This window comes from Salinispora sp. H7-4, from assembly GCF_013416675.1.
GTDB lineage: Bacteria > Actinomycetota > Actinomycetes > Mycobacteriales > Micromonosporaceae > Micromonospora > Micromonospora vitiensis.
On record NZ_JABZED010000056.1, the window covers coordinates 89,275 to 111,663 of the forward strand.

The following is a 22,389-nucleotide window of genomic DNA, read 5'->3' on the forward strand; positions in this document are numbered from 1 at the left end:
AGAACTGGAACCAGCCTTGACATCAGAAGTGAGCTGCCATCAACTGTTCGGATGACCGAGCCGGCCATCGACGATTCCGCACCGACCGGCTCCCCGCCGGGTCTGGACCTGGGCCGGCTCGCCGGCTACCTCGCCGCGCACCGGCCGGACCTGGGCGACGGGCCACTGAGCGCCCAGCTGATCGCCGGCGGCCGGTCCAACCTGACGTACCTGCTCGGTGTGGGCGGGCGGGCGATCGTGCTGCGCCGGCCGCCGCTGGGCCACGTGCTGGCTACCGCGCACGACATGGCGCGGGAGTTCCGGGTCATCTCGGCGCTCGCCCCGACCGAGGTGCCGGTGCCGGAGGCGTTGCTGCTCTGCACCGACGCTGAGGTGATCGGGGCGCCGTTCTATCTGATGGACCGGGTGCCCGGCACGGTGTTCCGCTCCCGGGCGCAGACCGATCCACTCCCCCGCGGTCAGCGGCGGGAGCTGGCGCTGGCGATGATGGACACCCTCGCCGCGCTGCACACCGTGGACCCGGCGGAGGTCGGCCTGGCCGACTTCGGCCGCCCACAAGGCTTTCTCGCCCGCCAGGTCCGCCGCTGGTCCGGGCAGCTCGACAGCTCTCGGAGCCGCCCGCTGCCCGGCATCGACGAGCTACGCGACCAACTGGCCGGCACCGCTCCGGAGAGTTCCGGCCCGGGGCGGATCGTGCACGGCGACTACCGGCTGGACAACCTCCTCGCCACCGTCAGCCCGGTCGCCGTCCAGGCGGTGCTCGACTGGGAGATGGCCACCCTCGGCGACCCCCTGGCCGACCTGGGCCTCCTGCTGACCTACTGGGATGCGATGGGCGGCGATGCGGTCCCGAGCAACCCCGTGGCCGACGGGCTGGGGCCCCGGGCCGGCTTCCCCGCCGGCGCCGAGCTGATCGAGCGGTACGCCAGCCGCAGCGGGATCGATGTCGGCCCGCTGGACTGGCATGTGGCCCTGGGGTGCTTCAAACTCGCGGTGATCTGCGAGGGCATCCACTACCGGCACCGCCAGGGACAAACCGTCGGCGCGGGCTTCGACCAGATCGGCGAGATGGTCGCTCCGCTGGTCGCGTACGGACTGACCGCCGTCTCGAGGAGGAGCTGATGGACTTCACCCACGACGCCCACACCGAACGGCTGCGCTCCGAGCTGACCGATTTCCTGGAGCAGCAGGTCTACCCGGCCGAGGCGGTCTACGCCGAGCAGGTCGCGGCCGCCGCGGACCAGTGGGCTCGACCGCCGGTGCTGGCCGAGTTGCGGGCGGCGGCCCGCCAGCGGGGCCTGTGGAACCTCTTCCTCCCCGATCCCCACCACGGCGCCGGGCTGACCAACCTGCAGTACGCTCCGCTCGCCGAGCTGACGGGCCGCAGCCCGCACCTCGCCCCGGAGGCGCTCAACTGTGCGGCACCGGACACCGGCAACATGGAGCTGCTCGCCGAGTTCGGCACCGAGACCCAGCGCCAGCGGTGGCTGCGCCCACTGCTGGCGGCGGAGATCCGCTCGGCGTTCTGCATGACCGAGCCGGAGGTCGCCTCCTCCGACGCCACCAACATCGCCACCCGGATCACCCGGGACGGCGACCACTACGTGATCAACGGCCGCAAGTGGTGGTCGTCCGGCGCCATGGATCCGGCCTGTCAGATCTTCGTGGTGATGGGCCGGACCGACCCGTCGGCCGCCCGGCACCGGCAGCAGAGCATGATCCTGGTACCGCGGGACACACCTGGGGTCACCGTCCGGCGCGGGCTACATGTCTTCGGCTACCACGATGGTCCACACGGTGGCCATGCCGAAATCGATTTCGCCGACGTCCGGGTGCCGGTGGAGAACCTGATCGGTGCGGAGGGCGCCGGCTTCGCCATCGCCCAGGCCCGGCTCGGTCCCGGCCGGATCCACCACTGCATGCGGTTGGTCGGCATGGCGGAGCGAGCGCTGGAGCTGCTCTGCCGTCGTGCCCTCGACCGGGTGGCGTTCGGCCGGCCGATCGCCGAGCAGGGGGTGGTGCGAGAGTGGATCGCCGAGGCGCGGGTCCGCATCGAGCAGTCCCGACTCCTGGTACTGAAGACGGCCTGGCTGATGGACACGGTCGGGAACAGGGGCGCGCACGCCGAGATCCAGGCCATCAAGATCGACACTCCGTCGATGGCGGAGTGGGTGATCGACAAGGCCATCCAGGCGTACGGGGGTGCCGGTGTCAGCCAGGACACCCCGCTGGCGGCGCTCTGGGCCCAGGCCCGCACCCTACGCCTCGCCGACGGGCCGGACGAGGTCCACAAGGCCGCTCTGGCCCGCCGCGAACTCCGCCGCTACGCCTGAGTCGCCACCCCGGACACCACCTCCGCGGCGCAGGGCCCGTCGGCGGTGGCGGTCAGGTGCTGGCACGCTCGATCAACTCGGTGTCCAGGAGGATGTTCGTGGTGGCCCGTTGCTCGCCACGGATCCGGGATACCAGCAACTGGGCCATCTGCCGTCCCATCTCCTCGATCGGCTGGAAGACCGTGGTCAGCGGCGGGTCCGACTGGCGGGCGATCGGTGCGTCGTCGAAGCCCACCACGGCCACGTCCTCGGGCACCCGCCGACCGGCCTCCCGCAACGCCCGGAGCGCACCGAAGGCCATCAGGTCCGAGGCGACGAAGACCGCATCCAGGTCCGGGCACGCGGCCAGCAGCTGGCGCATCGCGGCCTCCCCACTGTCCTCGCTGAAGTCCCCGTACGCGATCAGGTCTGGCCTGCCCCCGCTCGGCGTCTTCGCGACCGCCTCCTGGTAGCCGGTCAGCCGCCCCAGGCCGGCGCCCATGTCCTGCGGGCCGGTGATGGTCGCGATCTGCCGCCGTCCCCGCCCGACGAGGTACTCCACCGCGCGCCGGGCCCCGCCGACGTTGTCCGCGTCCACGAGCCAGGCCGGCTCCGCGTCGGAGTGCAGCATCTGGGCTGGCCGGCCACCGAGCACGGTGGGCAGGCCCCGCTCCGCCAGCAGCGTGGGCAGCGGGTCGGCATCGTGCAGCGACAACAGTAGGACGCCGTCAACATGCTGGTTGGTCAGGTGGTGCTCGACCCGCTCCCGCTCGCTCGGGGACTGGACCATCACGAGCCAGAGCTGGAACGGGGTCCCCAGCAGGCCGGAGCTGACGCCCCGCACGATGCCGGCGAAGAACGGCTCGGCGAACACCCGGTCCCCGGATTCTGACACCACCAGGGCGATCGAGTCGGTCCGCTGGGTAACCAGGGCGCGAGCGGCCCGGTTCGGCACGTACCCCAGTTCCGCGATCGCCCGCTGCACCGCGGCGCGGGCCTCGGGACTGACCTGGGGTGAACCATTGACGACGCGGGAGACCGTGCCCCGGCCCACGCCGGCACGTGCGGCGACCGCATCGAGAGTCGGGCGCCCGAGCGAGCGGGTGCGCTGCGTTGTCATCGTCTGCTCCTCCGACGGCGGAAAGCCCCGGTGCCCACCGGTGGCACCGGGACCACCCGGATAGCTGGTTCGAGCCTATTCTGCAGCCAGACCGTTGCGTCGGATTGCCTCGGCGTACCAGCGACCGCTGGATTTCAGGGTGCGGGCCTGACTGCGGTAGTCGACGTGGATCATGCCAAAGCGCTTCGTGTAGCCCCAGGCCCACTCGAAGTTGTCCAGCAACGACCAGGCGAAATAGCCCCGCAGCGGGACACCCGCGGCGATCGCCTGGTGCGCGGCGCGCAGGTGCGCGTCGAAGAAGGCGGTGCGGTCCGGGTCGTCCACCTGACCGTCCACGACCGCGTCCACGAAGGCCGAGCCGTTCTCGGTGAGGTAGAGCGGCAGGTCGGTGTACTCCTCGTGCACCCGCCGCAACGTCTCGACCAGCCCGGGAGGGTCGATCTCCCAGTCCATGTCGGTGACCGGTCTGCCCCGGGTGACGAAACGAACGCCTTCGCTGCCGGGCCAGCACGACGGTTTACGCCAGTACGGCTCCGGCGGTTCCCCCGTCGGCGCGGCGACCACGTGCCGGCTGTAGTAGTTGATGCCGACCAGATCCAGCGGGGCGGCGATGGTGGTCAGGTCCTCCGCGCGCACGTGCCCGAAGTCGGTGACCGGGCTGAGGTCGGACAGCAGATCCGCCGGGTACGAACCGCGCAGCAGTGGGTCGAGGAAGAACCGGTTCGCCAGCCCGTCGATCCGGCGTGCCGCGTCGGCGTCGCCGGGCGAGTCGGTGGCCGCGGTGACCGGGTAAAGGTTGAGGCTCACCCCGACCTCGACGTCGGACTGGGCCGCTGCCCGTACTGCCGGCACGGCCAGCCCGTGGCCGAGTAGCAGGTGGTGACCGGCGCGCACCGCGGCGGCGGGGTCGGACCGACCCGGCGCGTGGGCCCCGGAGCCGTACCCGAGGAAGGCCGAGCACCACGGCTCGTTGAGCGTGGTCCAGTACCGCACCCGGTCGCCGAGTGCGCCGGCGACCAGGGCGGCGTAGTCGGCGAACCGGGCGGCGGTGTCCCGGGCCGGCCAGCCGCCCGCGTCCTCCAGTGGCTGCGGCAGGTCCCAGTGGTAGAGCGTCAGCCACGGTTCGATGCCGTTGGCCAGCAGTTGGTCCACCAGCCGCCGGTAGAAGTCGAGTCCCTCCTGGTTGCTCGGGCCGGTGCCGCCGGGCTGCACCCGGGGCCAGGAGACCGAGAACCGGTACGACTTCAGCCCCAGCTCGGCCATGAGGGCGACATCCAGGTCGAGCCGGTGGTAGTGGTCGCACGCCTCGTCACCGGTGTGCCCGGCCACCACCCGCCCCGGGGTGTGACTGAAGGTGTCCCAGATCGACGGGGTGCGGCCGCCGACGGCTGCCGCACCCTCGACCTGGTAGGCCGCGGTGGCGGCGCCCCAGAGGAAGCCGGGCGGGAAGGTCAGCGGCGGGCGTTCGGCGAGAACGCCGGCGGCGGGTGGGCTCGCAGGACTACTCACGACTTGACGGCACCTTCCATGATCCCGCCGATGATCTGGCGGCCGAACAGGAGGAAGACGATGACCAGCGGCAGGGTGCCGACGGCGGTGGCGGCGAAGACCTGTGAGTAGTCGGTGTAGTACGCGTACGACAGGAAGGAGAGGGAGACCTGCAGCGTCGGGTTCTCCGGGGTGAGCACCGCGTACGGCCAGAGGAACGAGTTCCAGGTCTCCATGAAGGTCAGCAGCCCCAGGACCCCGGCGGCCGGGCGCAGCGCGGGCAGCACGATGTTCCAGTAGATCCGCAGGGTGCTGGCACCGTCGATCCGGCCGGCCTCGATCAGCTCGTCGGAGACCGCCTGGCTGGCGTACTGCCGCATCATGAAGACGCCGAAGGCGGTGACCAGGAACGGCACGGTGACCGCGTAGAGGGTGTCGTACCACCCCAGCGTCTGCATCATGCCCCAGAGCGGGATGATGCCCAGTTGGGTGGGGATCATCATCGTCACGATGATGGAGAGCAGCAGGACGTTGCGGCCCCGGAAGCGCAGCTTCGCGAAGGCGAAGCCGGCGAGCGAGCCGGTGAGGACCACCGACACGGTGACCACCGAGGCGACGATGATCGAGTTCATCATGCCGGTGAGGAAGTTGGCCGCGTCGTTGTCGAGCACCCGGCCGAAGTTGTCGCTGAAGGCACCACCGGGGGTGACCGGCGGAGGGATGTCGTTGATCGACTCCAGGGCGCGGGTGCCGATCACCACCATGTAGTAGAAGGGGTAGATCGACAGCAGGGTCGCCAGGACGAGGGCCAGGTAGGTCAACGGGCTGGTGCGCCAGAGACGCTTGGATGCGGAGATCATCGAAGGCTCCTCACTTGGCCGCGCGGCGAACGAGGACGAAGTTGAGCAGCGACATCAGTCCGATGATCATGAAGAGGGCCCAGGCGACCGCCGCCCCGTAACCAGCGCTGTTCAAATTCGTGATACCCATCTCGTACATGTACATGGCCAGGGTCTGGAAGTCGCGCTGGGTGCCGCCGATGATGTTGCCGTTGCCGAAGAGCAGCGGCTCGGTGAAGAGCTGCATGCCGCCGATCGTGGAGAGGATGACCACGAAGATGAACGTCGGCCGGAGCAGCGGCAGGGTGATCCGCCAGAACTGCCGCCACTGGCCGGCGCCGTCGATCTCCGCCGCCTCGTAGAGGTCCCGGGGGATCGCCTGCATGCCGGCGAGCAGGATCAGGGTGTTGTATCCCGTCCACCGCCAGTTGACCATGGACGCGATCGCCGTCCAGGAGCTCCAGGTCTGCCCGTCCCAGTCGATCTGGTCGATCCCGACGAACCCGAGCAGCCAGTTGACCAGCCCATACTCCCGTTGGTACAGCATGCCGAAGACAATCGCGACCGCGGCGACCGAGACGACGTTCGGGATGAAGATGGCCAACCGGAAGAAGGTCTTGGCCCGCAGCAGGGTGCGGTTGAGCAGGTTCGCCAGGAAGAGCGCCAGCAACAGCTGCGGGACGGTCGACAGCACGAAGATGCCGAGCGTGTTGATCAGCGCGTTCCAGAAGTATTCGTCGGTGAGCAGCCGGGTGTAGTTGTCGAACCCGATGAAGGTGTGATCGCCGATCAGATCCCAGTCGTGCAGCGACATCCAGAAGGTACGCAGCATCGGGTAGAGCCCGAAGATGCCGAAGACCAGAAAGAACGGCGCGATGTAGAGGTACGGCGAGTACTTGAGGTCCAGGCGGGCCAGGGAGAGCCGCCAGCGCTTGGGGGTGCCGCCGGGCGGGGGTGGTGCTGCCGGTGTCGGCGGGGCCGCGGTGGTCGAGTGGCTCATGTCAGCGCTCCGCTGCATTCCGTGCCGACCTGCGGTGCTGGCAGGTCAGGTCGACCGGCGGCTCGCTCAGGGTGGCTCATGGGGTTCCTTTCCTGGCAGGGTTGGTGCCCTCGCGCAGGGCGCGACGCACCACGCAGTACCAGCAGGTGGCCGCACCCCGGTCCGGGACCGACCGGTGGCGCCCGGAACGGTCTCCGAACGCCACCAGGTCGGATTCACTCAGAAGGCGCCCTGAATCTCGGCGTCCTTGATGAACTGCTGCCAGGCCTCGTCCTCACTGACCTGTCCGTTCTCGAACCCCCGCAGCGCCAGCCCGAAGGCGTTCTCCTTCACCGCCTGATGCTTCGGCCCCAGGTGGATCGGCTCGATCTTGCTGACGCTCTCGCCGAAGATCTTGCCGGTCGGGGCGCCGCTGAAGTACTCGTTGGTGTAGCTGAGGAAGGCCTCGTCCTGCAGCGCCTCCAGGTGGGTGGGGAGCGGGCCCTTGGCCTTGAAGGCCTCCACCTGGCTGGTGGCGTTGGTCAGGAACTCGGCGAGTTTCGCCGCCTCCTCGTGGTAGGCGCTCTGCTCCGGCACCGCCAGCCAGGAGCCGCCCCAGTTGCCGCCGCCGCCGGGCACCGCCGCCACGTCCCACTTGCCCTTGTTCGCCTCGCCGGAGTTCTCCGCGACGATGCCGAGCATCCAGGAGGGGCAGAAGGTGGCCGCGAAGCTGCCCTGTTTGAAGCCGCCGGACCACTCGGGCGACCAGGTTTCGATTTTGGCGGAGAGCTCGACCATCGAGGTCGCGGTGTCCCAGGCCGCCTTCACCGCGGGGCTGGTCTCCGCGATGATGTTGTTCTCCTTGTCGTAGAAGAGGTCGTCGCCCTGCTGGAAGAGCACCGCTTCGGAGACGGTGACGATCGTATCGATGAGGGCCTTGCCGCCACTGCCCTCCTTGTACGCGCGGCCGGTCTCCAGGAAGCTGTCCCAGTCCGGCCAGAGCGCCGACACCTCATCCCGCTCGGTGGGCAGGCCGGCCGCCTCGAAGAGGTCCTTGCGGTAGCAGACGGCGAGGCTACCGACATCGGTCGGCAGGCCCATCAGCCGGCCGTCCGGCGCCTTGCCCAGCTCCCACTTCCAGGGCAGGTAGTCCTCGGAGTGGTCGTCAATCAGCGGGGCGAGATCCACCCAGTTACGCGGGTTGGACTTGAACTCGTTGAGGATGCCCTCCTCCAGCGCGACCACGTCGCCCGCACCCTTGCCGGTGGCCAGGTAGCGCACCAGCTTGGGCCGGTACTCACGCAGCTGCGCGGTCTTGCGCAGCTCGATCTTGATGCCGGTGTCCTTCTCGTACTGTTTGATGAGTTCTTCGTAGCCGAACTCGCCGAACGTCTCGACGATCAGCTTGCTGGGCTTCTCGCCCGCCGCCGGCTCGTCGTCGGTGCCGCAGGCCGCGAGGCCGCCGACGGCGGTGATCGCGGCAAGGGCGCTGGCCGCCAGGCGGGAACGCCGCGTGGTGAGGCTCATCCTGACCCCTCTTTTCGATGTGAGGCTGCGTCTGTCGTGATGGGGGATGCGGTACGGGGCGTCGACCGACGATGATGGATTCGACGACGGTCCGGCATGGACAAATGAGCCGTACCACACCACTGGGAACGCTCCCATGAGATTGCCGGGAGGTGTCAGACGTGTCAATAGGCCGATGGGGGTGAATCCCGGATCGTTACCGCGCGCTCACGATCCCCGCCGCGAAATGGTGCTTTACCCGGGCCAGCGCCCCGCAGTGGCGAAACAGGTCAGCAGAATCGACGAAGCAGCGTGCCCGCCCGACCGGAATCGAAGACGGCCGGATCAAAGCGGTCCCCTGCCCAGTCCCGCAACGTGTGATGCTCGGGATGCGCCGGATCAGCGAACGCGGCCAGCAGCTCCAGATAGCCGGCCGGACCGCCGACATCCTCCGGCGGGCACGCCCGTTCCCCATCCAGACAGTCGGGATAGCGCTCCTCCGGATCCGCCAGGAGGACGTCCTCCACCACCAGATCGTGCTCCCACCAGTTACCGAAGTCGTAGGTGTAGTGAAACCGGCTACCCTTACCGACCACCGCGTCCAGCCGGACCTCCAGCTCGTCGCGGAGCGACAGTTCGCCGTCCGGGTCGGGCTCCCCGAACTGCTCACCGTCGACCTCGAACGAGTGCAGGTGGCAGTCCCGCCAACCCATCGCGTGCTGCACCACCCGGTGCACCCGGTCCAGGGTGAAGCCGCCCGGGACCAGCACCCGGCGCCAGACCAGCGGCCGGACCCCGGCCAGAGAAATCCTCAGCTGGAAGATCTGCCGCGGCATGCTATCCCGTCCTCCCGCAGAATAAGCTGCGACCATGATCTGCCGAGCGTGCCGGGCGAGGCGGCACGACGACTGTCGCGGCCACAACTGGTGTGACTGCCAGCACCGTACCCCTCCGCCACCCCCTCCGGTCACGGGTCCGGCCAGCGAATGACCGTCGAAACGCCGATTACCGCCCTCTGGCCGGCACCGTCCAGCATGCCGCTCGACGACTCCGCGCTCACCGCCTGCTACGGCCGGACCGACCTCAACTCCGAGGAGGCCCCGCGCACCGGGAATCCCAATCGACCACGCCTGCGCGTCAACTTCGTCACCAGCGTGGACGGCGCGGTCACCGTTGACGGCTATTCGGCCGGGCTCTCCGGCGAGCCGGACAAGCGGGTCTTCCGCCTGCTACGGATGCTCTGCGACGGTCTCGTGGTCGCCGGCGGCACGATGCGCCACGAGCGGTACCGGCCACTCCGGCTGGACGAGCGACGCCGCGCCTGGCGCCGGGAGCACGGCCTACCGGAATGCCCGACCCTCGTCGTGGTCTCCGGCTCGGCCAACCTCGACCCGACCCATCCCGCCCTCGCCGACGCACCGGTACGCCCGATCGTGCTCACGCGCGCCGCCGCCACCGCCCCGCCGGGCCTGGCCGACGTCACCGACCTCGTCGAATGCGGCGACGACCGGGTGGACCTCGCCGCCGGCCTGGCCGAACTGCGTCGCCGCGGGCTCGACCAGTTGCTCTGCGAGGGCGGCCCGCACCTCTTCGGCGCGCTCACCGCCGCCGACCTGGTCGACGAGGTCTGCCTGACCGTCGCCCCGCTGTTGGCCGGCGCCGGGCCGGGCCGGATCACCGCCGGGGAGCCCAGCCCGGTGCGGCACCTGCCGCTGCGGCACGTGCTCGCCGCCGCCGACGGCGGGCTGCTGCTTCGCTACGCCCGCGACTGACCCCACCCGCCCGCGGCACCGGGCGGTGGCAGCGGTGCTCGGCGAGGCAGCACCCGCGAATCTGTCGCGGCGCCGCGCACCGGACCCATCGCGGCACGGCGCCGCGCACCGGACCTATCACGGCCCGCCGTTGCGGGCCTCGCAGATCCGGCCGGTGAAGGCGGGGTCCGCCTCCCGCCCCGCCGACCAGACCGGGTTGATCCCCAGGGCCAACGGCGGTGGCTGCCAGGCCGAGCCGAGACGCTGGAGCACCTCGTACTGCCGCTCGGACCGCTGCACCGGTTCGCCGGAGAGGAAGTCGAGCACCAGGTCCGCGACGTCGGCCCGGCCGACCAGCTCACCGTGGAACGCAGGCAGCTCGTACACCGGGATCCGGTGGTACTGGCCGGGCGGCGCCTCGATCGCGGTGACCGTCGGCAGGAAGGCCACCATCCGTACCCCCGCCACCGGGCAGAGCGTACGGTTTCGGTAGAACGGGGCATCGGCCAGCAACGAGCGGATGAAATCCTGGTCCGGCACCTCCTCCGAGGTGTCGGTGAGGTTCCAGAGCGACTGCAGCGCGCGCAACTCCCAACCGGCCACCACGCCCCACCCCCGCCTGATCTCCGCCGGCGGGTAGTACACCCGGCCCGGCATCACCAGCGGGCTGAACAGCAGCACCGCCTCCACCTCCGTCATCGGCCACCGCTCCAGGTAGGTCCGGGCCACCATGGCCCCCTCGCTGTGCCCGAGCAGGGCGATCGGCCGGTCGGTCCGCTCGTGCAGGACCTCGACCTGCTCCGCCAACAGGGCCGCGCTCTCGCCCAACGACCGGTGGGTGGCCACCGCCGTGTACGGCAACGGCCGGTCCTGTTCATCCAGCCCGAGGTAGGAGAACCGCTCCACCCGCGGATCCACCGCCGGTTCACCGTCGTACTCGGAGTCGTGCCCGCCGAGGGCGATCACCGCGTACGGGACCGAGTCCGGCAGCGGCTCCGACATGATCGGCGGTCGCCACCCGCCGCGCCCGCCCTGGACCCGCTCGGCCGCCAGCGGCATCGCCGGGAAGCTGAGCAGGATGAGCGCCACCAACAGCGGCACCACCGGCACGAGCCGGAGGCGAACCCGGCCGGGGGCCAGAACGGCGGCGACGCTCTTGCGCCAGAGCAGCGCGTTGACGGCGCCGCCGACGGCGGCCAACGGGACAGCCCACCAGATGGGCACCGCCGACAGCACCGCACCGGCGATGGTGAGCACGGCGAAGTTCAGCCACGCCCAACCCACCACCTCGAGCCGCGGCAGACCGCGCCACCAGTCCGCGGTCAGCCCGGCCCGCAGCAGGAACGGGGCGAACAGCAGCAACGGCAGCAGCGAGGCGATCAGATACCAGGAGAGCCCGGTCGTGGCGAAGGCCATCGCCAGCGCCACCCAGGGCGAGAGGAGCACCGCGGTGAGGATGGTGACCCAGATGTTGCGCCGCAGCAGCCAGCGCCACGACGGATGGGGGGCTCCGTCCGGCCAGGCCAGGTTCGCCATGACGGTGGTGAGGAGTCCCCGCAGCACCGATATCCCCACCAACGTGATGAAGAACCCAGGGATGGTCCGGTGGTAGACGAACAGCCAGCGCAGCTCATGGAAGGTGCCGTACGGCCAGACGGCGCTCACCTGCGGCGACAGCCCGCGAACAGCCTGGAACCCGAGCACCGCGATGATCGCCGCCTCCACCGCCGGTAGCACCGCCGCCAGTGCGACCAGCGCCTTGAACCGACCGCGGGGCGTCCGCAGCCACTCCTCCCGCAGCTTCATCCGTTACAGCATCGCCCAGCTCTCGCCCTGCTCGTGGCGAATCCGCCGACAGCAGGCGCGGCGTGGTCTCCGCCGCGTCACGTGGCGGCCGGTCGTAGGTCTCGGGCAGGATGCAGGGCGTGTCTGCCGACCTCGCCCCCCAGCCCCGCGGAGTGACCCGATGACCGACGACGCCGTGGACAGCCCGGGCGAGCTGGTCGGCAGGGTGCTCGGCACCGCCGACGCCACCCCGCTGCAGTTCTGGACGGCGGTCTCCCCCACCAGCTACCTGCAGCTCGACGACGTGGTGGCCACCCGCCGCGAGCTGCCGGACCGGGAGCCGGTGACGATCGCCGGGGTGGTCACCCAGGTACGCGCCCGACACGAGGGCGCCCAGTTCGACTCCGACGTCTTCGCGATCGCCGACGGCATGCTCCCCGCCCAGGTGCAGGAGGCCGCCGAGATCACCACCACCCGGGTCGACCCGGAGCTCTACGTTCCGCCGTCGCCGGGCGCCGTCGTGCACCGGGCCGAGGGGGACGCCCGGGCCCGGGCGCTGCACTTCGACCGGATGGAGCGGCGGATCCCGATGGGCACCGGCCGCGACGGGGTGCCGGTCTACCTCAACGCCGACTTCCTCGACGGCACCCGGGGCGCGCACGTCTCCATCTCCGGCATCTCCGGCGTCGCCACCAAGACGAGCTTCGCCACCTTCCTGCTCTACTCGGTCTTCCGCTCCGGCGTCCTGGGCGGGGACGCGGTCAACGCCAAGGCGCTGATCTTCAACGTCAAGGGCGAGGACCTGCTCTTCCTCGACCACCCCAACACCCGGCTGGACGAGTCCACCCGCACGGCGTACGCCCGGCTCGGTCTGGACGCCGCGGCCTTCGGAGACGTACGGGTCTACGCTCCGCCCCGGGCCGGTGACGCCAGCGGCACGCCGGATGTGAGCAGTCGGCTCAGCGGGGTGGACAGCTTCTACTGGACGCTCGACGAGTTCTGCGCCGACCGCCTCCTGCCGTACGTCTTCGCCGACGCCGACGACGAGCGCCAGCAGTACACGATGGTGGTGCACTCGGTCACCGCCCACCTGGCCCGCCACGCGCAGCCCGCCGACGGTGGGGTGAGCATCGACGGGGTCCGCCTCGGCGGCTACGCCGACCTGGTCGATCACATCGTCGAGCAGCTCAACGACGACGAGACCCGGGGCGACTGGGCCGGCAGCGCGGTCGGCCTCGGCACCGTCAACGCCTTCGCCCGCCGGTTGATCGGCAGTAAGAAGGACCTGTCCCGGCTGATCCGCGGCGATCTGGCCACCCGGCGCCCGCACCGGATCAACACCGCGGAGTCGGCGCAGGTCACCGTGGTCGACCTGCACAACCTGCCGGACCGGGCGCAGCGGTTCGTGGTCGGCGTGACGCTCAAGAGCGAGTTCGAGCGCAAGGAGAAGACCGGCACGGCCAAGCCGCTGCTCTTCGTCGTTCTTGACGAGCTGAACAAGTACGCCCCCCGCGAGGGCTCCTCCCCGATCAAGGAGGTGCTGCTGGACATCGCCGAGCGGGGCCGCTCCCTCGGGGTGATCCTGATCGGCGCGCAGCAGACCGCCAGCGAGGTGGAGCGGCGCATCGTCACGAACTCGGCGGTCCGGGTGGTGGGTCGACTCGACCCGGCGGAGGCATCCCGCCCCGAGTACGGTTTCCTCCCGCCGGCGCAACGGCAGCGGGCGCTGCTGGCAAAACCGGGCACGATGTTCGTCAACCAGCCCGACATCCCGGTGCCGCTCTGCCTGGAGTTTCCGTTTCCCGCCTGGGCGACGCGGGTCGCGGAGGCGGGCGCGGTGCCCTCCCAGACCCTCCGGTCGATCACCCAGTCGGCCGACCCGTTCGCCGTGGTGGGCTCCGGTGACGACGACATCCCGTTCTGAGGTGGTTTGAGCCGTGAAAATCCTGCACACCTCCGACTGGCACGTCGGCAAGGTTCTCAAGGGGCAGTCCCGGGCCGAGGAGCAGAAGGCCGTCCTCGCCGGGGTGATCGAGGTGGCCCGGCGGGAAGCGCCGGACCTGGTCATCATCGCCGGCGACCTCTACGACACCGCCGCCCCCACCCCCGAGGCGACCCGGCTGGTCACCCGCGCGCTGACCGCGCTGCGCCGTACCGGTGCCGACGTCGTCGCCATCGGCGGCAACCACGACAACGGCGCGGCGCTGGACGCGCTGCGGCCGTGGGCCGACGCCGCCGGGATCACCCTGCGGGGCAACGTCCGCGAAGACCCCGACGAGCACATCATCGACGGTACGACCGGCGGCGGCGAACGCTGGCAGCTCGCCGCGCTGCCGTTTTTGTCCCAGCGGTACGCGGTCCGGGCCGTGGAGATGTACGAGCTGACCGCCGCCGAGGCGAACCAGACGTACGCCGACCACCTGGGCCGGATCGTCACCCGGTTGACCGAGGGCTTCACCGAGCCGAACCGGGTGCACCTGGTCACCGCCCACCTGACCGTGGTCGGGGCGGCGACCGGCGGCGGCGAGCGGGACGCGCACACCGTCCTCGGCTACGCGGTGCCGGCGACGGTCTTCCCCGGCAGCGCGCACTACGTCGCCCTCGGTCACCTGCACCGCGCCCAGCGGGTCGACGGCGGGTGCCCGATCCGCTACAGCGGCAGCCCGCTGGCGGTCGACTTCGGCGAGCAGGAGAACATCCCGTCGGTGACCGTGGTCGAGGTGACCGCCACCACGGCCGCCCAGGTGCGCGAGGTGCCCATCCCCGCCGCCGCCACCCTGCGGACCGTCCGGGGCACGCTCGCGCAGCTCGCCGAGGTCGAGGTGCCCGACGCCTGGCTGCGGGTCTTCGTCCGGGAGCAGCCCCGGGCCGGCCTCCGCGAGGAGGTGCAGGAGCTCCTCCCCCGCGCCCTGGAGATCAGGATCGATCCGGAGCTGGTGCCCGCGCCCGGCGGTGGGGCCCGCGTCGCCCAGCGCGCCGGCCGGTCACCGCGGGAGCTCTTCGGCGACTACCTGGACGACCGGGGACACGCCGACGACGACGTCCGGGGACTCTTCGACGAGCTCTTCGAGGAGGTCGAGCACTGATGCGGCCGATGCGACTGGACCTCGACGGCTTCACCGTCTTCCGGGTGGCGACGACGATCGACTTCACCGACGCCGACTTCTTCGCGCTGGTCGGGCCGACCGGATCCGGCAAGTCCACCGTGTTGGACGCCATCTGCTTCGCGCTCTACGGCACCGTACCCCGGTGGGGTGGCACCCGCGGGTTGGCGAACGCCCTCGCCCCGTCGGCGGCCGAGGCGCGGGTCCGGCTGGTCTTCGAGTCGGCCGGCGACCGCTACGTGGCCACCCGGGTGGTCCGGCGGGACAGCCGGGGCAACGTCAAGACCTCCGGCGCCGGCCTGCAGCTCATGCCGCCCGGCTTCGACCCGGCGAAGCTCGACACCGGGCTGAGCCCGGAGGACCTGGGCGAGGTGCTCGCCGGCACGGTCGCCGAGATGGAAGGCGCGGTGCTGACGGCGGTCGGGCTGCCGTATGAGCAGTTCACCAGCTGTGTGCTGCTGCCGCAGGGGCAGTTCGCCGACTTCCTGCACGCCCGACCGGCCAAACGGCAGGAGATCCTGGTCAACCTGCTCGGCCTCGGCGTCTACGAGCAGGTACGGGAGAAGGCGGGGACCCGGGCCAGCCAGGCCGAGGCGAAGTTCGAGGTGGTCAACCAGACCCTCACCGGCCTCACCGACATCGACGACGCCACCCTCCACGAGGTGTCGGCCCGCGTCGCGCAGATGCGGGAGCTGGCCACCGCCGTCACCGCCGCCGTTCCCGAACACGCGGCGGCGCACACCGCGGCGCGGGAGGCGAGCGGGGCGCTGACCGCCCTCGACACCGACCTGGCCGTACTCGACGCCGTACGCGCCCCCGCCGGGGTGGCCGAGGTGGCCCGGGCGGTGGCGACCGCGCAGACCGAGGCGGACCAGGCCACGACCGTGGTGGCGCTCGCCGAGGAGCGGGAGGAGAAGCTCCGCGGCGAGCTGGCCGCCGCCGGCGACGAGAGCGCGCTGCGCCTGCTGCTGCGGGCGTACGAGGACCGGGCGGGGCTGGCCGGCGAGGCCGAGACGGTCCGGGCGGCGGTGTCGGCGGCCCAGGCCGGGCACGCCGCGGCGACGGCGGAGCTGACCGCGGCGCAGGCGGCGGCCGAGCAGGCCGAGGCCGACCTGGCGGCGGCCTTCCAGGCGCATGAGCAGGCCCAGGCGACCGACCTGGCGATGGCGGTGCGGGAGCAGCTGCACGACGGGACCACCTGCCCGGTCTGCGAGCAGACCGTCGCCCGGGTCCCGGCGGTCCCGGCCGGGTCCGCGGTGTCGGCGGCGGTCGCGGCCGGTAAGGCTGCGCGGGCGGCCAGCGAGACGGCCAAGGCCACCGTGGCGCAGCGGGACGGCGCCGCCCGCGAACGGGAACGGGAGCTGGTGGCGGCACGGGCCCGGCAGGAGCAGCTCGACGTACGGCTGGCCGCCCTGCACACCCAGCTGGCCGACGCCCCGGAGCCGGCGGCGCTGCACCAGGCGTTGGCCGAGCACGGGCGGCTGCGGCAGGAGCTGGAGGAGTCGGCGGCGGCGGTCCGCGCCGGCCGGGACGAGGCCCGCCGGGCGCGGGCCTCGGTGGACTCCGCGCAGGAGCGGCTCCGCACCACCTGGCGGGCCTTCGACGCGACCCGGGACGGGCTGGCCCGCTTCGGCCCGCCGGCCACCGACCGGGAGGACGTGGCGGCGGCGTGGACGACGCTGACCGACTGGGCCACCGCCGAGGTGACGCGACGGCGCACCGAGCGCGCCGACCGGGTGGCGGCGGTGAGCGCGGCCGAGGCGCAGGTGGCCGCGGTCCAGGCGCGGATCGGCGGGCTCCTCGCGGCGGCCGGGGTGCCGGTCACCGACGACCCGGGCCGCGACACGGCGGTCGCCCTCGAACGGGCCGAGGCGCAGCTGCGGGACGTGACCCGTCGCCGGGAGCAGGCCGGTGAGCTGCGCGAGCAGCGCGCCACCTACGAACGTGAGGCGCAGGTGGCCCGCGCGCTCGCCGGGCACCTGCGGGCGAACAACTTCGAACGGTGGCTGCTCACCGAAGCACTCGACCTGCTGGTGGACGGGGCATCGACAATCCTGCGCGAACTCTCCGGCGACCAGTACGACCTGGTCCACGACAAGGGGGAGTTCTTCGTCGTGGACCACCACGACGCCGGCCTGCGCCGAGGCGTACGCACCCTCTCCGGCGGGGAGACCTTCCAGGCATCACTGGCGCTCGCACTGGCCCTGGCCGAACAGCTCGCCGGGATGTCGACCACCGCGGCCAGCCTGGAGTCCATCGTGCTGGACGAGGGGTTCGGCACCCTCGACACCGCCACCCTCGACACGGTGGCGGCCACGTTGGAGAACCTGGCCGCGCGGGGCGACCGGATGGTGGGCGTGGTCACCCACGTACCGGCGCTGGCCGAGCGCATACCGGTCCGCTTCGAGGTCCGCAAGGACGCCCGGTCGGCCCGGATCGAACGGACCGGCCGGTGAACGCCGACGGCGGGCGGAGGCGACCCGGGTGACCCGCTTCTTCGTCGACGCGTGGGACCCGGCGTACGGGGCCTCGTTCGAGGCCGCCGCCGGCGGCCCGGCCGCGCCCAGCAGCGCCCGGGTCGAGGCCGACCACGAGCTGCCCGCAGCCGAGTGGCGGGCGGTCGGGCCCCAGCCCGGCGTGCACGCCCCGGCCGTGGTGCTCCTCGTCGACGGGGTACGCCGCAACGACGCCAGCCTGTGGTTGACCGAGCCCGACGGGGTCTCGTACCCGGGGCTGGCCGCCTCGTACGCGGCCGGGGTGGTCCGCTGCGACCTGGAGCGCGGCGCGGCCCAGCTGGCCGGTGCCCGGGTGGAGCGGGGGCTCTTCACCGCCAGCCCGTCCGCGGTGGACGTGCGCGCCGGCAACGTCCACTACCCGGTGCACCGGGTCGGCGGCAGCGGCGAGCTGGCCAAGCTGCCGGCGGCGGTGCAGGGGCCGCTGACCGCGCTGGAGGTGGCGGTCTCCAGCGCCGCCCGCAGCGACGAGGATCTGCTGGTGGTGGACGGGCCGCTGCGCAACCGGCGGCTCCTGCCCCGCACCCTCGGCTACGTCAAGACCCAGCACAGCCAGTACCTGGACGCCCGGCTCACCGCGGTGGTCACCGGGCTGACGGCCGGGCAGCGCTCCCCGGTATTCCGGCTCGGCACCGCGTGGGGCGGCTGGTCGTGGTACCTGCGGCTGCCGGTTGCCGGTGGCGCTCCCTGGGCGGGCATCGTCCGGGTGGAGTGCTCCACCGAGCTGGACATCGCGGCGGCGGTCGCGTTGGCGGACCTGTCCGTGGTGACCCTGCCCCGATTCGCCTCCACCCCGTACAAGGACCCCCGGGCACCGCAGAACCTGATCCCCATCGCCGGCCTGGAACGCCGGCTGCGACGGATGATCGGCGACTCCCGGCTGCTGCACCGCGCCCTGGTCGCCGCCGCGCGCAGCGCCACGCCCGCCGCCGCGCAGCCACCCGGCGGTACGGGCTGATGGGGCGCCGCCGCTCCACCGACCGGGCCGCCGTCGAGGTGGACACGGGGATGGCCGAGCTGGTCCCCGACCCGGACCGGGCGGGCTCCTGGACGCTGCTGCTCGACGGTGCCCCGCAGTCACATGTGGATCTCACCGACCCCACCCACCTGGAGTTCGAGTACGTGCGCCGGCTCGGCGCCGCGATCGACCTGCTCGCCCCGGCCGGCGCCCCGCTGCGCCTGCTGCACCTCGGCGGCGGCGCGCTGACCCTGCCCCGGTATGTCGCCGCCACCCGTCCCGGCTCGACCCAACGGGTCTGCGAGGTGGACGGCGCGCTGGTCGAGCTGGTCCGCCGGGAACTGCCCTGGCCCCCCAACCCACGACTACGGGTACGCGTCGCCGACGCCCGGGAAGCCCTCACCGGCCTCCGGGACGCCAGCATCGACATCGTGGTCGCCGACGTCTTCGCCGGCGCCCGCACCCCCGCCCACCTGACCTCGGTGGAGTTCGCCACCGAGGTGGCCCGCGTCCTTCGACCCACCGGCTGGTACCTGGCGAACATCGCCGACGGCCCGCCGCTGCGGCACGCCCGCCGACAGGTCGCCACCGTCCGATCAGTGCTACCCAAGGCGGCGCTGGTCGGCGACGCCGCGGTGCTGCGGGGCCGCCGCTTCGGCAACCTCGTGCTGCTCGCCGGCCGCAGCACCCCGCCCGTGCCCGAGCTGACCCGGCGGGTCTCCGGCGACTGGTTCCCGGGCCGGGTGCTCGCCGGCGAGGAGCTGATCCGGTTCACCGGGGGTGCCCCGGTCGTCCACGACACCGACGCCACCGACTCCGCACCGCCCCCGGCGGGGATCTTCTCGGTCGGCGGTTGATCCGGCGCACCCCGATACCGAGTATTGATCCGGCGCGCTCCCGATGCCGACCAGCCGGCCACTTTCGACTGATCCGCAGCGTCTATACGATGGCGAAAATGCCGACGAAACAGCTGAAGGTTGGCCTGCGGGTACCTGCCACCACGCCGAGCGCGGGCAACAGACCAGGCAGGGCCCGGCCGGGCTCGGCTTCGTCCTCGTCGTACCGACCACGGATCTCGACGCGACGTGGCGGCTCTGGCGGGAGGAGGGCCTGACCGTGACCCTCGACCCGGAAGACGTCGGATGGGCGCGCATCTTCTACGGCCTGGACCCGGACGGCTACGAGGTCATGTTCGAACAGTTCCCCGGCTAGAACCAGGAGACCGCGAACAGTGCGACCTCCCGGCCCCGCTCGGCGTGCCAGCTCAGCCCTCGCCGGTTGACCGGGGGGGGACGGTGCTCGTGTTGGGAATCAGGGCAGTGCGGCGGCCTCCCGCAAAAGACTGAACATGAACCGGGTGTGTGGCCTCAACCGGCTGCACGAAGTCCCAGCACTGGCGGCTACGGCGAGTTAGCCAACAGAGTCCTTGCGAGAACCCTGGCAAAGACCCCGTCCGGCACCTACATCAACACCACGTCCTCAATCACGAATCACAGACCATGCATCGAGCATGGCCGTCAATCAAACGCATGTCGCTCGGCATCTTCCCTTGTCCTGTACAGCTCACCCCACCCGATAACCTCAAGATCATCACGGCCAATTGGAGTGCGAATTATATCGAACTCGACGCGCGGTATTGAAATGAAGACAAAACAGGGGAACTCATTCACCGGATCCAAAGAAGCACCCCCATGCCGCGGGACCAAGATCACCGTTTGGATGTCGGAATTCCGATTAAAATCTTGCCCGACCACTGCTGGCGACAGCTGGGCAACTACCGCAGTCTTGCCAGTATCGAACACTAGGAAGCGTTCGAGTCGACACTCACGAACGCGTTCGAATCGAACACTGTCCAGTGAACTCAGATAGAGGGTGTCTATGGTCACATCAGAACTCCGGGTTGACGCCACTGACGCGGCCAGGAGAAACAGATCCACTTTCTAGCAAATCTGGAATAATGTATTCGGGGAGACCACCCTTCATACCAACATGCGGCAAGGCGTCGCGCTGCGCTACTACTGCCGAAGGATCTTCTAGTGTGCCTTCGATAACAAAGCGGCCAGTGTTGTTACCTCCGCTCGCACCTCCAGACGGAAGCCCCGCCGCATCACGGTAGTTCGTTACGCTTCGTGGGTCGACAGGGGACCAAGATGCCCCACCTGCCTTGGAATCACCTCCGTAGACTCGATAGATCTTCTGTCCGACCGACGGTACAACGGGACGAGCGCCTGCGCTACTCCCGCCGCCGGCGCTGCCTCCACCGCCAGCAGCGGAGATGGCGCTGGATCGTGCGCCGCTGGCTGCCATTTGTACGGCAGCTTTGCCTCCCATTCCGGAGGCGACCGCCACTGCGGCTCCGAAGGCGGCTCCACCGATGAGGGCGATGCCTGCACCTAGTGTTTCCCGTGGGGACTGCGTAGATTTCCGCTCTGTCTCACATTCGGTGGTGACGGAGGGTGGTGGTCAGCCGAGCAGGATTCGATGGCGCAGGAGAGCGAAGCCCGCTCGTCCAAACATTTGTCGTTTGATCAGTTTGGTTTTGGTGTTGACGCCTTCGGTGCTGCCGTTGTGGAAGGGGTGGGTCAGGGCGGCGTTGAAGGCGTCGCGGTCAAGGCCGAGGCCGCGGGTGAACGCGGTTCGTGCACCTCGGTGCAGGGTTTCGCCTCGGGCTTCCTCCCGACCCCGCCTCACGACGACGCCGTTGCCTCCAGCTCGGGGTTAGCACCACCTCTTCCCCAGGGGACTTCCACCCCCAAGCAATCACCCATGCCGGGCATACATCGACGCCACGCCGCTACGCAGCATGCCAATGAGAAGCCGTAGCGTCGGCTTACATCGGCCATGACAGCAACCGGGGCGCACGATCACGCACCTCAACACACATGGTTGCCAGTCGATCACGTATCGGAGCACCTCGTTACATTGTTCAAATCCCATAGGGAAGGGGACTCGGCGGCATACATGTGCCGACCGAGCCCCCTTTTCTATCGCAACCTCAAGCGACGACCACTGTCACCTGACGAGGCAGATCCCGAGGTTCAACAAGCACGCGGATCATAATTGACCTAGCGGGCGAAAGATCGAACTCCTCGGTCTGACCTGCGATGGAGTTTCCCACGACCAGAACGCCACTCGGCAGCGACAGTTCGCCCGCGAAAGCCTCACTTCCTTCGGAAGCGCGGACGCCCTCCGAAATTACGGCTACGCGCACTTTCCCGTCGGAATCAGATCGGGTTGCAACGCAGATCATGGTCTCATTAGCGACCATCTGCTCCTCGCCGGTCTCCCACTGAGGAACCTCCACGGCATCTCTGTCGCCGATCTCAATCTGACCGTACAGAGGCAGCACGTCAACCACGGTGTCAACCTCACGACCGCTCACGCCCACTACTTCACCACCACTTCGAACGGATCACCATGCCCGATGCCGAACTTCCTGTAGAAGGCAGACAGTACACCGCCTTGGCGTCGCTGCTCCGGAAGGGGGACGCCCAGGATTCGCGCTCCGGCGCCGCCTTGCATCGAGGATGCAAACGGATATTCGTCGGGACTAAGCGGCGCACCACAGAAGCCCGCACAAGCGGCTGCCCTGTTCGCATCGATATCCGCCTGATGCCTGGTTCGGTTTAGGACCATCGGCTTACCGCTCGCCTGAGCAGCGCGGATATTCGCAGCGATGTTTGGCATTCTGCTCGAATCGAACACGACCCTTGGAAGGGTAACCGGCCCAGCACTATTTGCATCGACCGGCCCGATTGCAGTGTCGTGCTTTGAGGGGGCCGGAGTATCGGGGCAGTTGTGGACAAGAATTGGTGTTTCGTCGGCCACCACATAGTACGTGTGGACGCCGTCAACCGTGAGGTTGTGGACTCGTTCCTGGCGAACAGTCTTGGTGATCGCGGTGATCTGGACCCAGGTACCGGCCGCGGTCTGCAGCCACATGCCCGGCTTGAGTTGCGCGCCGGTGACCCAGGTCCCGGCGTCGGGCAGCCAGATCAGGTGCTCAGCGGTAGAGGTGATCGATCCGGTCTTGG

General features: G+C 70.3%; 19 protein-coding genes and 1 pseudogene. 9 read left to right on the forward strand and 11 right to left on the reverse strand.

What is annotated here, in order from left to right; translation table 11 throughout:
* Nucleotides 1-51 precede the first annotated feature (51 nt).
* Together H0524_RS21810 and H0524_RS21815 are read left to right on the forward strand one after the other, a co-directional pair.
* A complete protein-coding gene (locus H0524_RS21810; RefSeq protein ID WP_180200309.1) occupies nucleotides 52-1,122 on the forward strand; it encodes a phosphotransferase family protein in 1,071 nt (356 codons plus the stop codon).
* Nucleotides 1,122-2,333 carry an acyl-CoA dehydrogenase family protein gene (locus H0524_RS21815; RefSeq protein WP_180200310.1) on the forward strand — a complete coding sequence of 404 codons (1,212 nt, stop codon included), beginning with the start codon at nucleotides 1,122-1,124 and terminating at the stop codon, nucleotides 2,331-2,333. The genes H0524_RS21810 and H0524_RS21815 overlap by 1 nt, the downstream gene beginning before the upstream one ends.
* A gap of 52 nt (nucleotides 2,334-2,385) precedes the next feature.
* On the opposite strand, the gene H0524_RS21820 is transcribed toward H0524_RS21815, so the two are convergent.
* From H0524_RS21820 to H0524_RS21845, 6 genes are all read right to left on the reverse strand, one after another.
* Entirely contained in the window at nucleotides 2,386-3,432 is a 1,047-nt protein-coding gene (locus H0524_RS21820; protein ID WP_018725403.1) for a LacI family DNA-binding transcriptional regulator, read from the reverse strand.
* A 75-nt stretch (nucleotides 3,433-3,507) separates the two neighbouring features.
* Nucleotides 3,508-4,941, reverse strand: coding sequence for a GH1 family beta-glucosidase (locus tag H0524_RS21825; protein ID WP_180200311.1), 1,434 nt, complete (start codon nucleotides 4,939-4,941; stop codon nucleotides 3,508-3,510).
* Complete coding sequence (locus tag H0524_RS21830) at nucleotides 4,938-5,780, reverse strand: carbohydrate ABC transporter permease (protein ID WP_180200312.1); 843 nt, start codon at nucleotides 5,778-5,780, stop codon at nucleotides 4,938-4,940. The genes H0524_RS21825 and H0524_RS21830 overlap by 4 nt, the downstream gene beginning before the upstream one ends.
* 10 nt (nucleotides 5,781-5,790) lie before the next feature.
* On the reverse strand, nucleotides 5,791-6,759 hold the full coding sequence (locus H0524_RS21835) for a carbohydrate ABC transporter permease (protein WP_180200313.1): 969 nt from the start codon (nucleotides 6,757-6,759) through the stop codon (nucleotides 5,791-5,793).
* A gap of 219 nt (nucleotides 6,760-6,978) precedes the next feature.
* Nucleotides 6,979-8,265, reverse strand: coding sequence for an ABC transporter substrate-binding protein (locus H0524_RS21840; RefSeq protein ID WP_180200314.1), 1,287 nt, complete (start codon nucleotides 8,263-8,265; stop codon nucleotides 6,979-6,981).
* Between the two features lie 269 nt (nucleotides 8,266-8,534).
* Entirely contained in the window at nucleotides 8,535-9,080 is a 546-nt protein-coding gene (locus tag H0524_RS21845; protein ID WP_180200315.1) for a plasmid pRiA4b ORF-3 family protein, read from the reverse strand.
* A 150-nt stretch (nucleotides 9,081-9,230) separates the two neighbouring features.
* Between H0524_RS21845 and H0524_RS21850 the strand changes: the two genes are divergently transcribed.
* Nucleotides 9,231-10,016: a pyrimidine reductase family protein gene (locus tag H0524_RS21850; RefSeq protein ID WP_180200316.1), complete on the forward strand. Its 786-nt coding sequence runs from the start codon at nucleotides 9,231-9,233 to the stop codon at nucleotides 10,014-10,016.
* Between the two features lie 117 nt (nucleotides 10,017-10,133).
* Here the strand turns inward: H0524_RS21850 and H0524_RS21855 are convergent, their stop codons facing one another.
* Complete coding sequence (locus H0524_RS21855) at nucleotides 10,134-11,801, reverse strand: hypothetical protein (RefSeq protein WP_180200317.1); 1,668 nt, start codon at nucleotides 11,799-11,801, stop codon at nucleotides 10,134-10,136.
* A 160-nt stretch (nucleotides 11,802-11,961) separates the two neighbouring features.
* Here H0524_RS21855 and H0524_RS21860 point away from each other — a divergent pair, with 160 nt between their 5' ends.
* From H0524_RS21860 to H0524_RS24360, 6 genes are read left to right on the forward strand one after another with little or no spacing between them, the layout of a single operon-like run.
* Nucleotides 11,962-13,704, forward strand: a complete 1,743-nt coding sequence (locus tag H0524_RS21860; RefSeq protein WP_180200318.1) for an ATP-binding protein — start codon at nucleotides 11,962-11,964, stop codon at nucleotides 13,702-13,704.
* Nucleotides 13,705-13,717: 13 nt separating this feature from the next.
* The gene (locus H0524_RS21865) at nucleotides 13,718-14,866 is read left to right on the forward strand and encodes an exonuclease SbcCD subunit D (protein WP_180200319.1); all 1,149 of its coding nucleotides are present in this window, start codon (nucleotides 13,718-13,720) and stop codon (nucleotides 14,864-14,866) included.
* Nucleotides 14,866-17,340 (forward strand): AAA family ATPase, encoded by a 2,475-nt coding sequence (locus H0524_RS21870; protein ID WP_180200320.1) that lies wholly within the window; start codon nucleotides 14,866-14,868, stop codon nucleotides 17,338-17,340. Before H0524_RS21865 ends, H0524_RS21870 begins: the two co-directional genes overlap by 1 nt.
* Nucleotides 17,341-17,368: 28 nt before the next feature.
* Nucleotides 17,369-18,355: a hypothetical protein gene (locus H0524_RS21875; protein WP_180200321.1), complete on the forward strand. Its 987-nt coding sequence runs from the start codon at nucleotides 17,369-17,371 to the stop codon at nucleotides 18,353-18,355.
* Nucleotides 18,355-19,212: a spermidine synthase gene (locus H0524_RS21880; RefSeq protein WP_180200322.1), complete on the forward strand. Its 858-nt coding sequence runs from the start codon at nucleotides 18,355-18,357 to the stop codon at nucleotides 19,210-19,212. Before H0524_RS21875 ends, H0524_RS21880 begins: the two co-directional genes overlap by 1 nt.
* Nucleotides 19,213-19,255: 43 nt before the next feature.
* On the forward strand, nucleotides 19,256-19,567 hold the full coding sequence (locus H0524_RS24360) for a VOC family protein (RefSeq protein WP_309225197.1): 312 nt from the start codon (nucleotides 19,256-19,258) through the stop codon (nucleotides 19,565-19,567).
* A gap of 305 nt (nucleotides 19,568-19,872) precedes the next feature.
* Here H0524_RS24360 and H0524_RS21890 read toward each other — a convergent pair whose 3' ends face one another.
* The 4 genes and pseudogenes from H0524_RS21890 to H0524_RS21905 form a co-directional block, all read right to left on the reverse strand.
* Nucleotides 19,873-20,241 carry a hypothetical protein gene (locus tag H0524_RS21890; protein ID WP_180200323.1) on the reverse strand — a complete coding sequence of 123 codons (369 nt, stop codon included), beginning with the start codon at nucleotides 20,239-20,241 and terminating at the stop codon, nucleotides 19,873-19,875.
* Between the two features lie 577 nt (nucleotides 20,242-20,818).
* A pseudogene (locus H0524_RS21895) lies at nucleotides 20,819-20,989 on the reverse strand (transposase); the annotation flags it as partial.
* 361 nt (nucleotides 20,990-21,350) lie between these two features.
* On the reverse strand, nucleotides 21,351-21,713 hold the full coding sequence (locus H0524_RS21900) for a hypothetical protein (RefSeq protein ID WP_180200324.1): 363 nt from the start codon (nucleotides 21,711-21,713) through the stop codon (nucleotides 21,351-21,353).
* 29 nt (nucleotides 21,714-21,742) lie between these two features.
* A partial coding sequence (locus H0524_RS21905) for a NucA/NucB deoxyribonuclease domain-containing protein (RefSeq protein WP_218942391.1) occupies nucleotides 21,743-22,389 on the reverse strand: 647 nt, incomplete at its 5' end.

Coding starts and splice junctions, on each gene's coding strand:
- H0524_RS21835 (WP_180200313.1), bottom strand. CDS start 6,759: ATGAGCCACTCGACCACCGCGGCCCCGCCGACACCGGCAGCACCACCC.
- H0524_RS21855 (WP_180200317.1), bottom strand. CDS start 11,801: ATGAAGCTGCGGGAGGAGTGGCTGCGGACGCCCCGCGGTCGGTTCAAG.
- H0524_RS24360 (WP_309225197.1), top strand. CDS start 19,256: ATGCCGACCAGCCGGCCACTTTCGACTGATCCGCAGCGTCTATACGAT.
- H0524_RS21845 (WP_180200315.1), bottom strand. CDS start 9,080: ATGCCGCGGCAGATCTTCCAGCTGAGGATTTCTCTGGCCGGGGTCCGG.
- H0524_RS21815 (WP_180200310.1), top strand. CDS start 1,122: ATGGACTTCACCCACGACGCCCACACCGAACGGCTGCGCTCCGAGCTG.
- H0524_RS21870 (WP_180200320.1), top strand. CDS start 14,866: ATGCGGCCGATGCGACTGGACCTCGACGGCTTCACCGTCTTCCGGGTG.
- H0524_RS21830 (WP_180200312.1), bottom strand. CDS start 5,780: ATGATCTCCGCATCCAAGCGTCTCTGGCGCACCAGCCCGTTGACCTAC.
- H0524_RS21880 (WP_180200322.1), top strand. CDS start 18,355: ATGGGGCGCCGCCGCTCCACCGACCGGGCCGCCGTCGAGGTGGACACG.
- H0524_RS21810 (WP_180200309.1), top strand. CDS start 52: ATGACCGAGCCGGCCATCGACGATTCCGCACCGACCGGCTCCCCGCCG.
- H0524_RS21840 (WP_180200314.1), bottom strand. CDS start 8,265: ATGAGCCTCACCACGCGGCGTTCCCGCCTGGCGGCCAGCGCCCTTGCC.
- H0524_RS21850 (WP_180200316.1), top strand. CDS start 9,231: ATGACCGTCGAAACGCCGATTACCGCCCTCTGGCCGGCACCGTCCAGC.
- H0524_RS21820 (WP_018725403.1), bottom strand. CDS start 3,432: ATGACAACGCAGCGCACCCGCTCGCTCGGGCGCCCGACTCTCGATGCG.
- H0524_RS21860 (WP_180200318.1), top strand. CDS start 11,962: ATGACCGACGACGCCGTGGACAGCCCGGGCGAGCTGGTCGGCAGGGTG.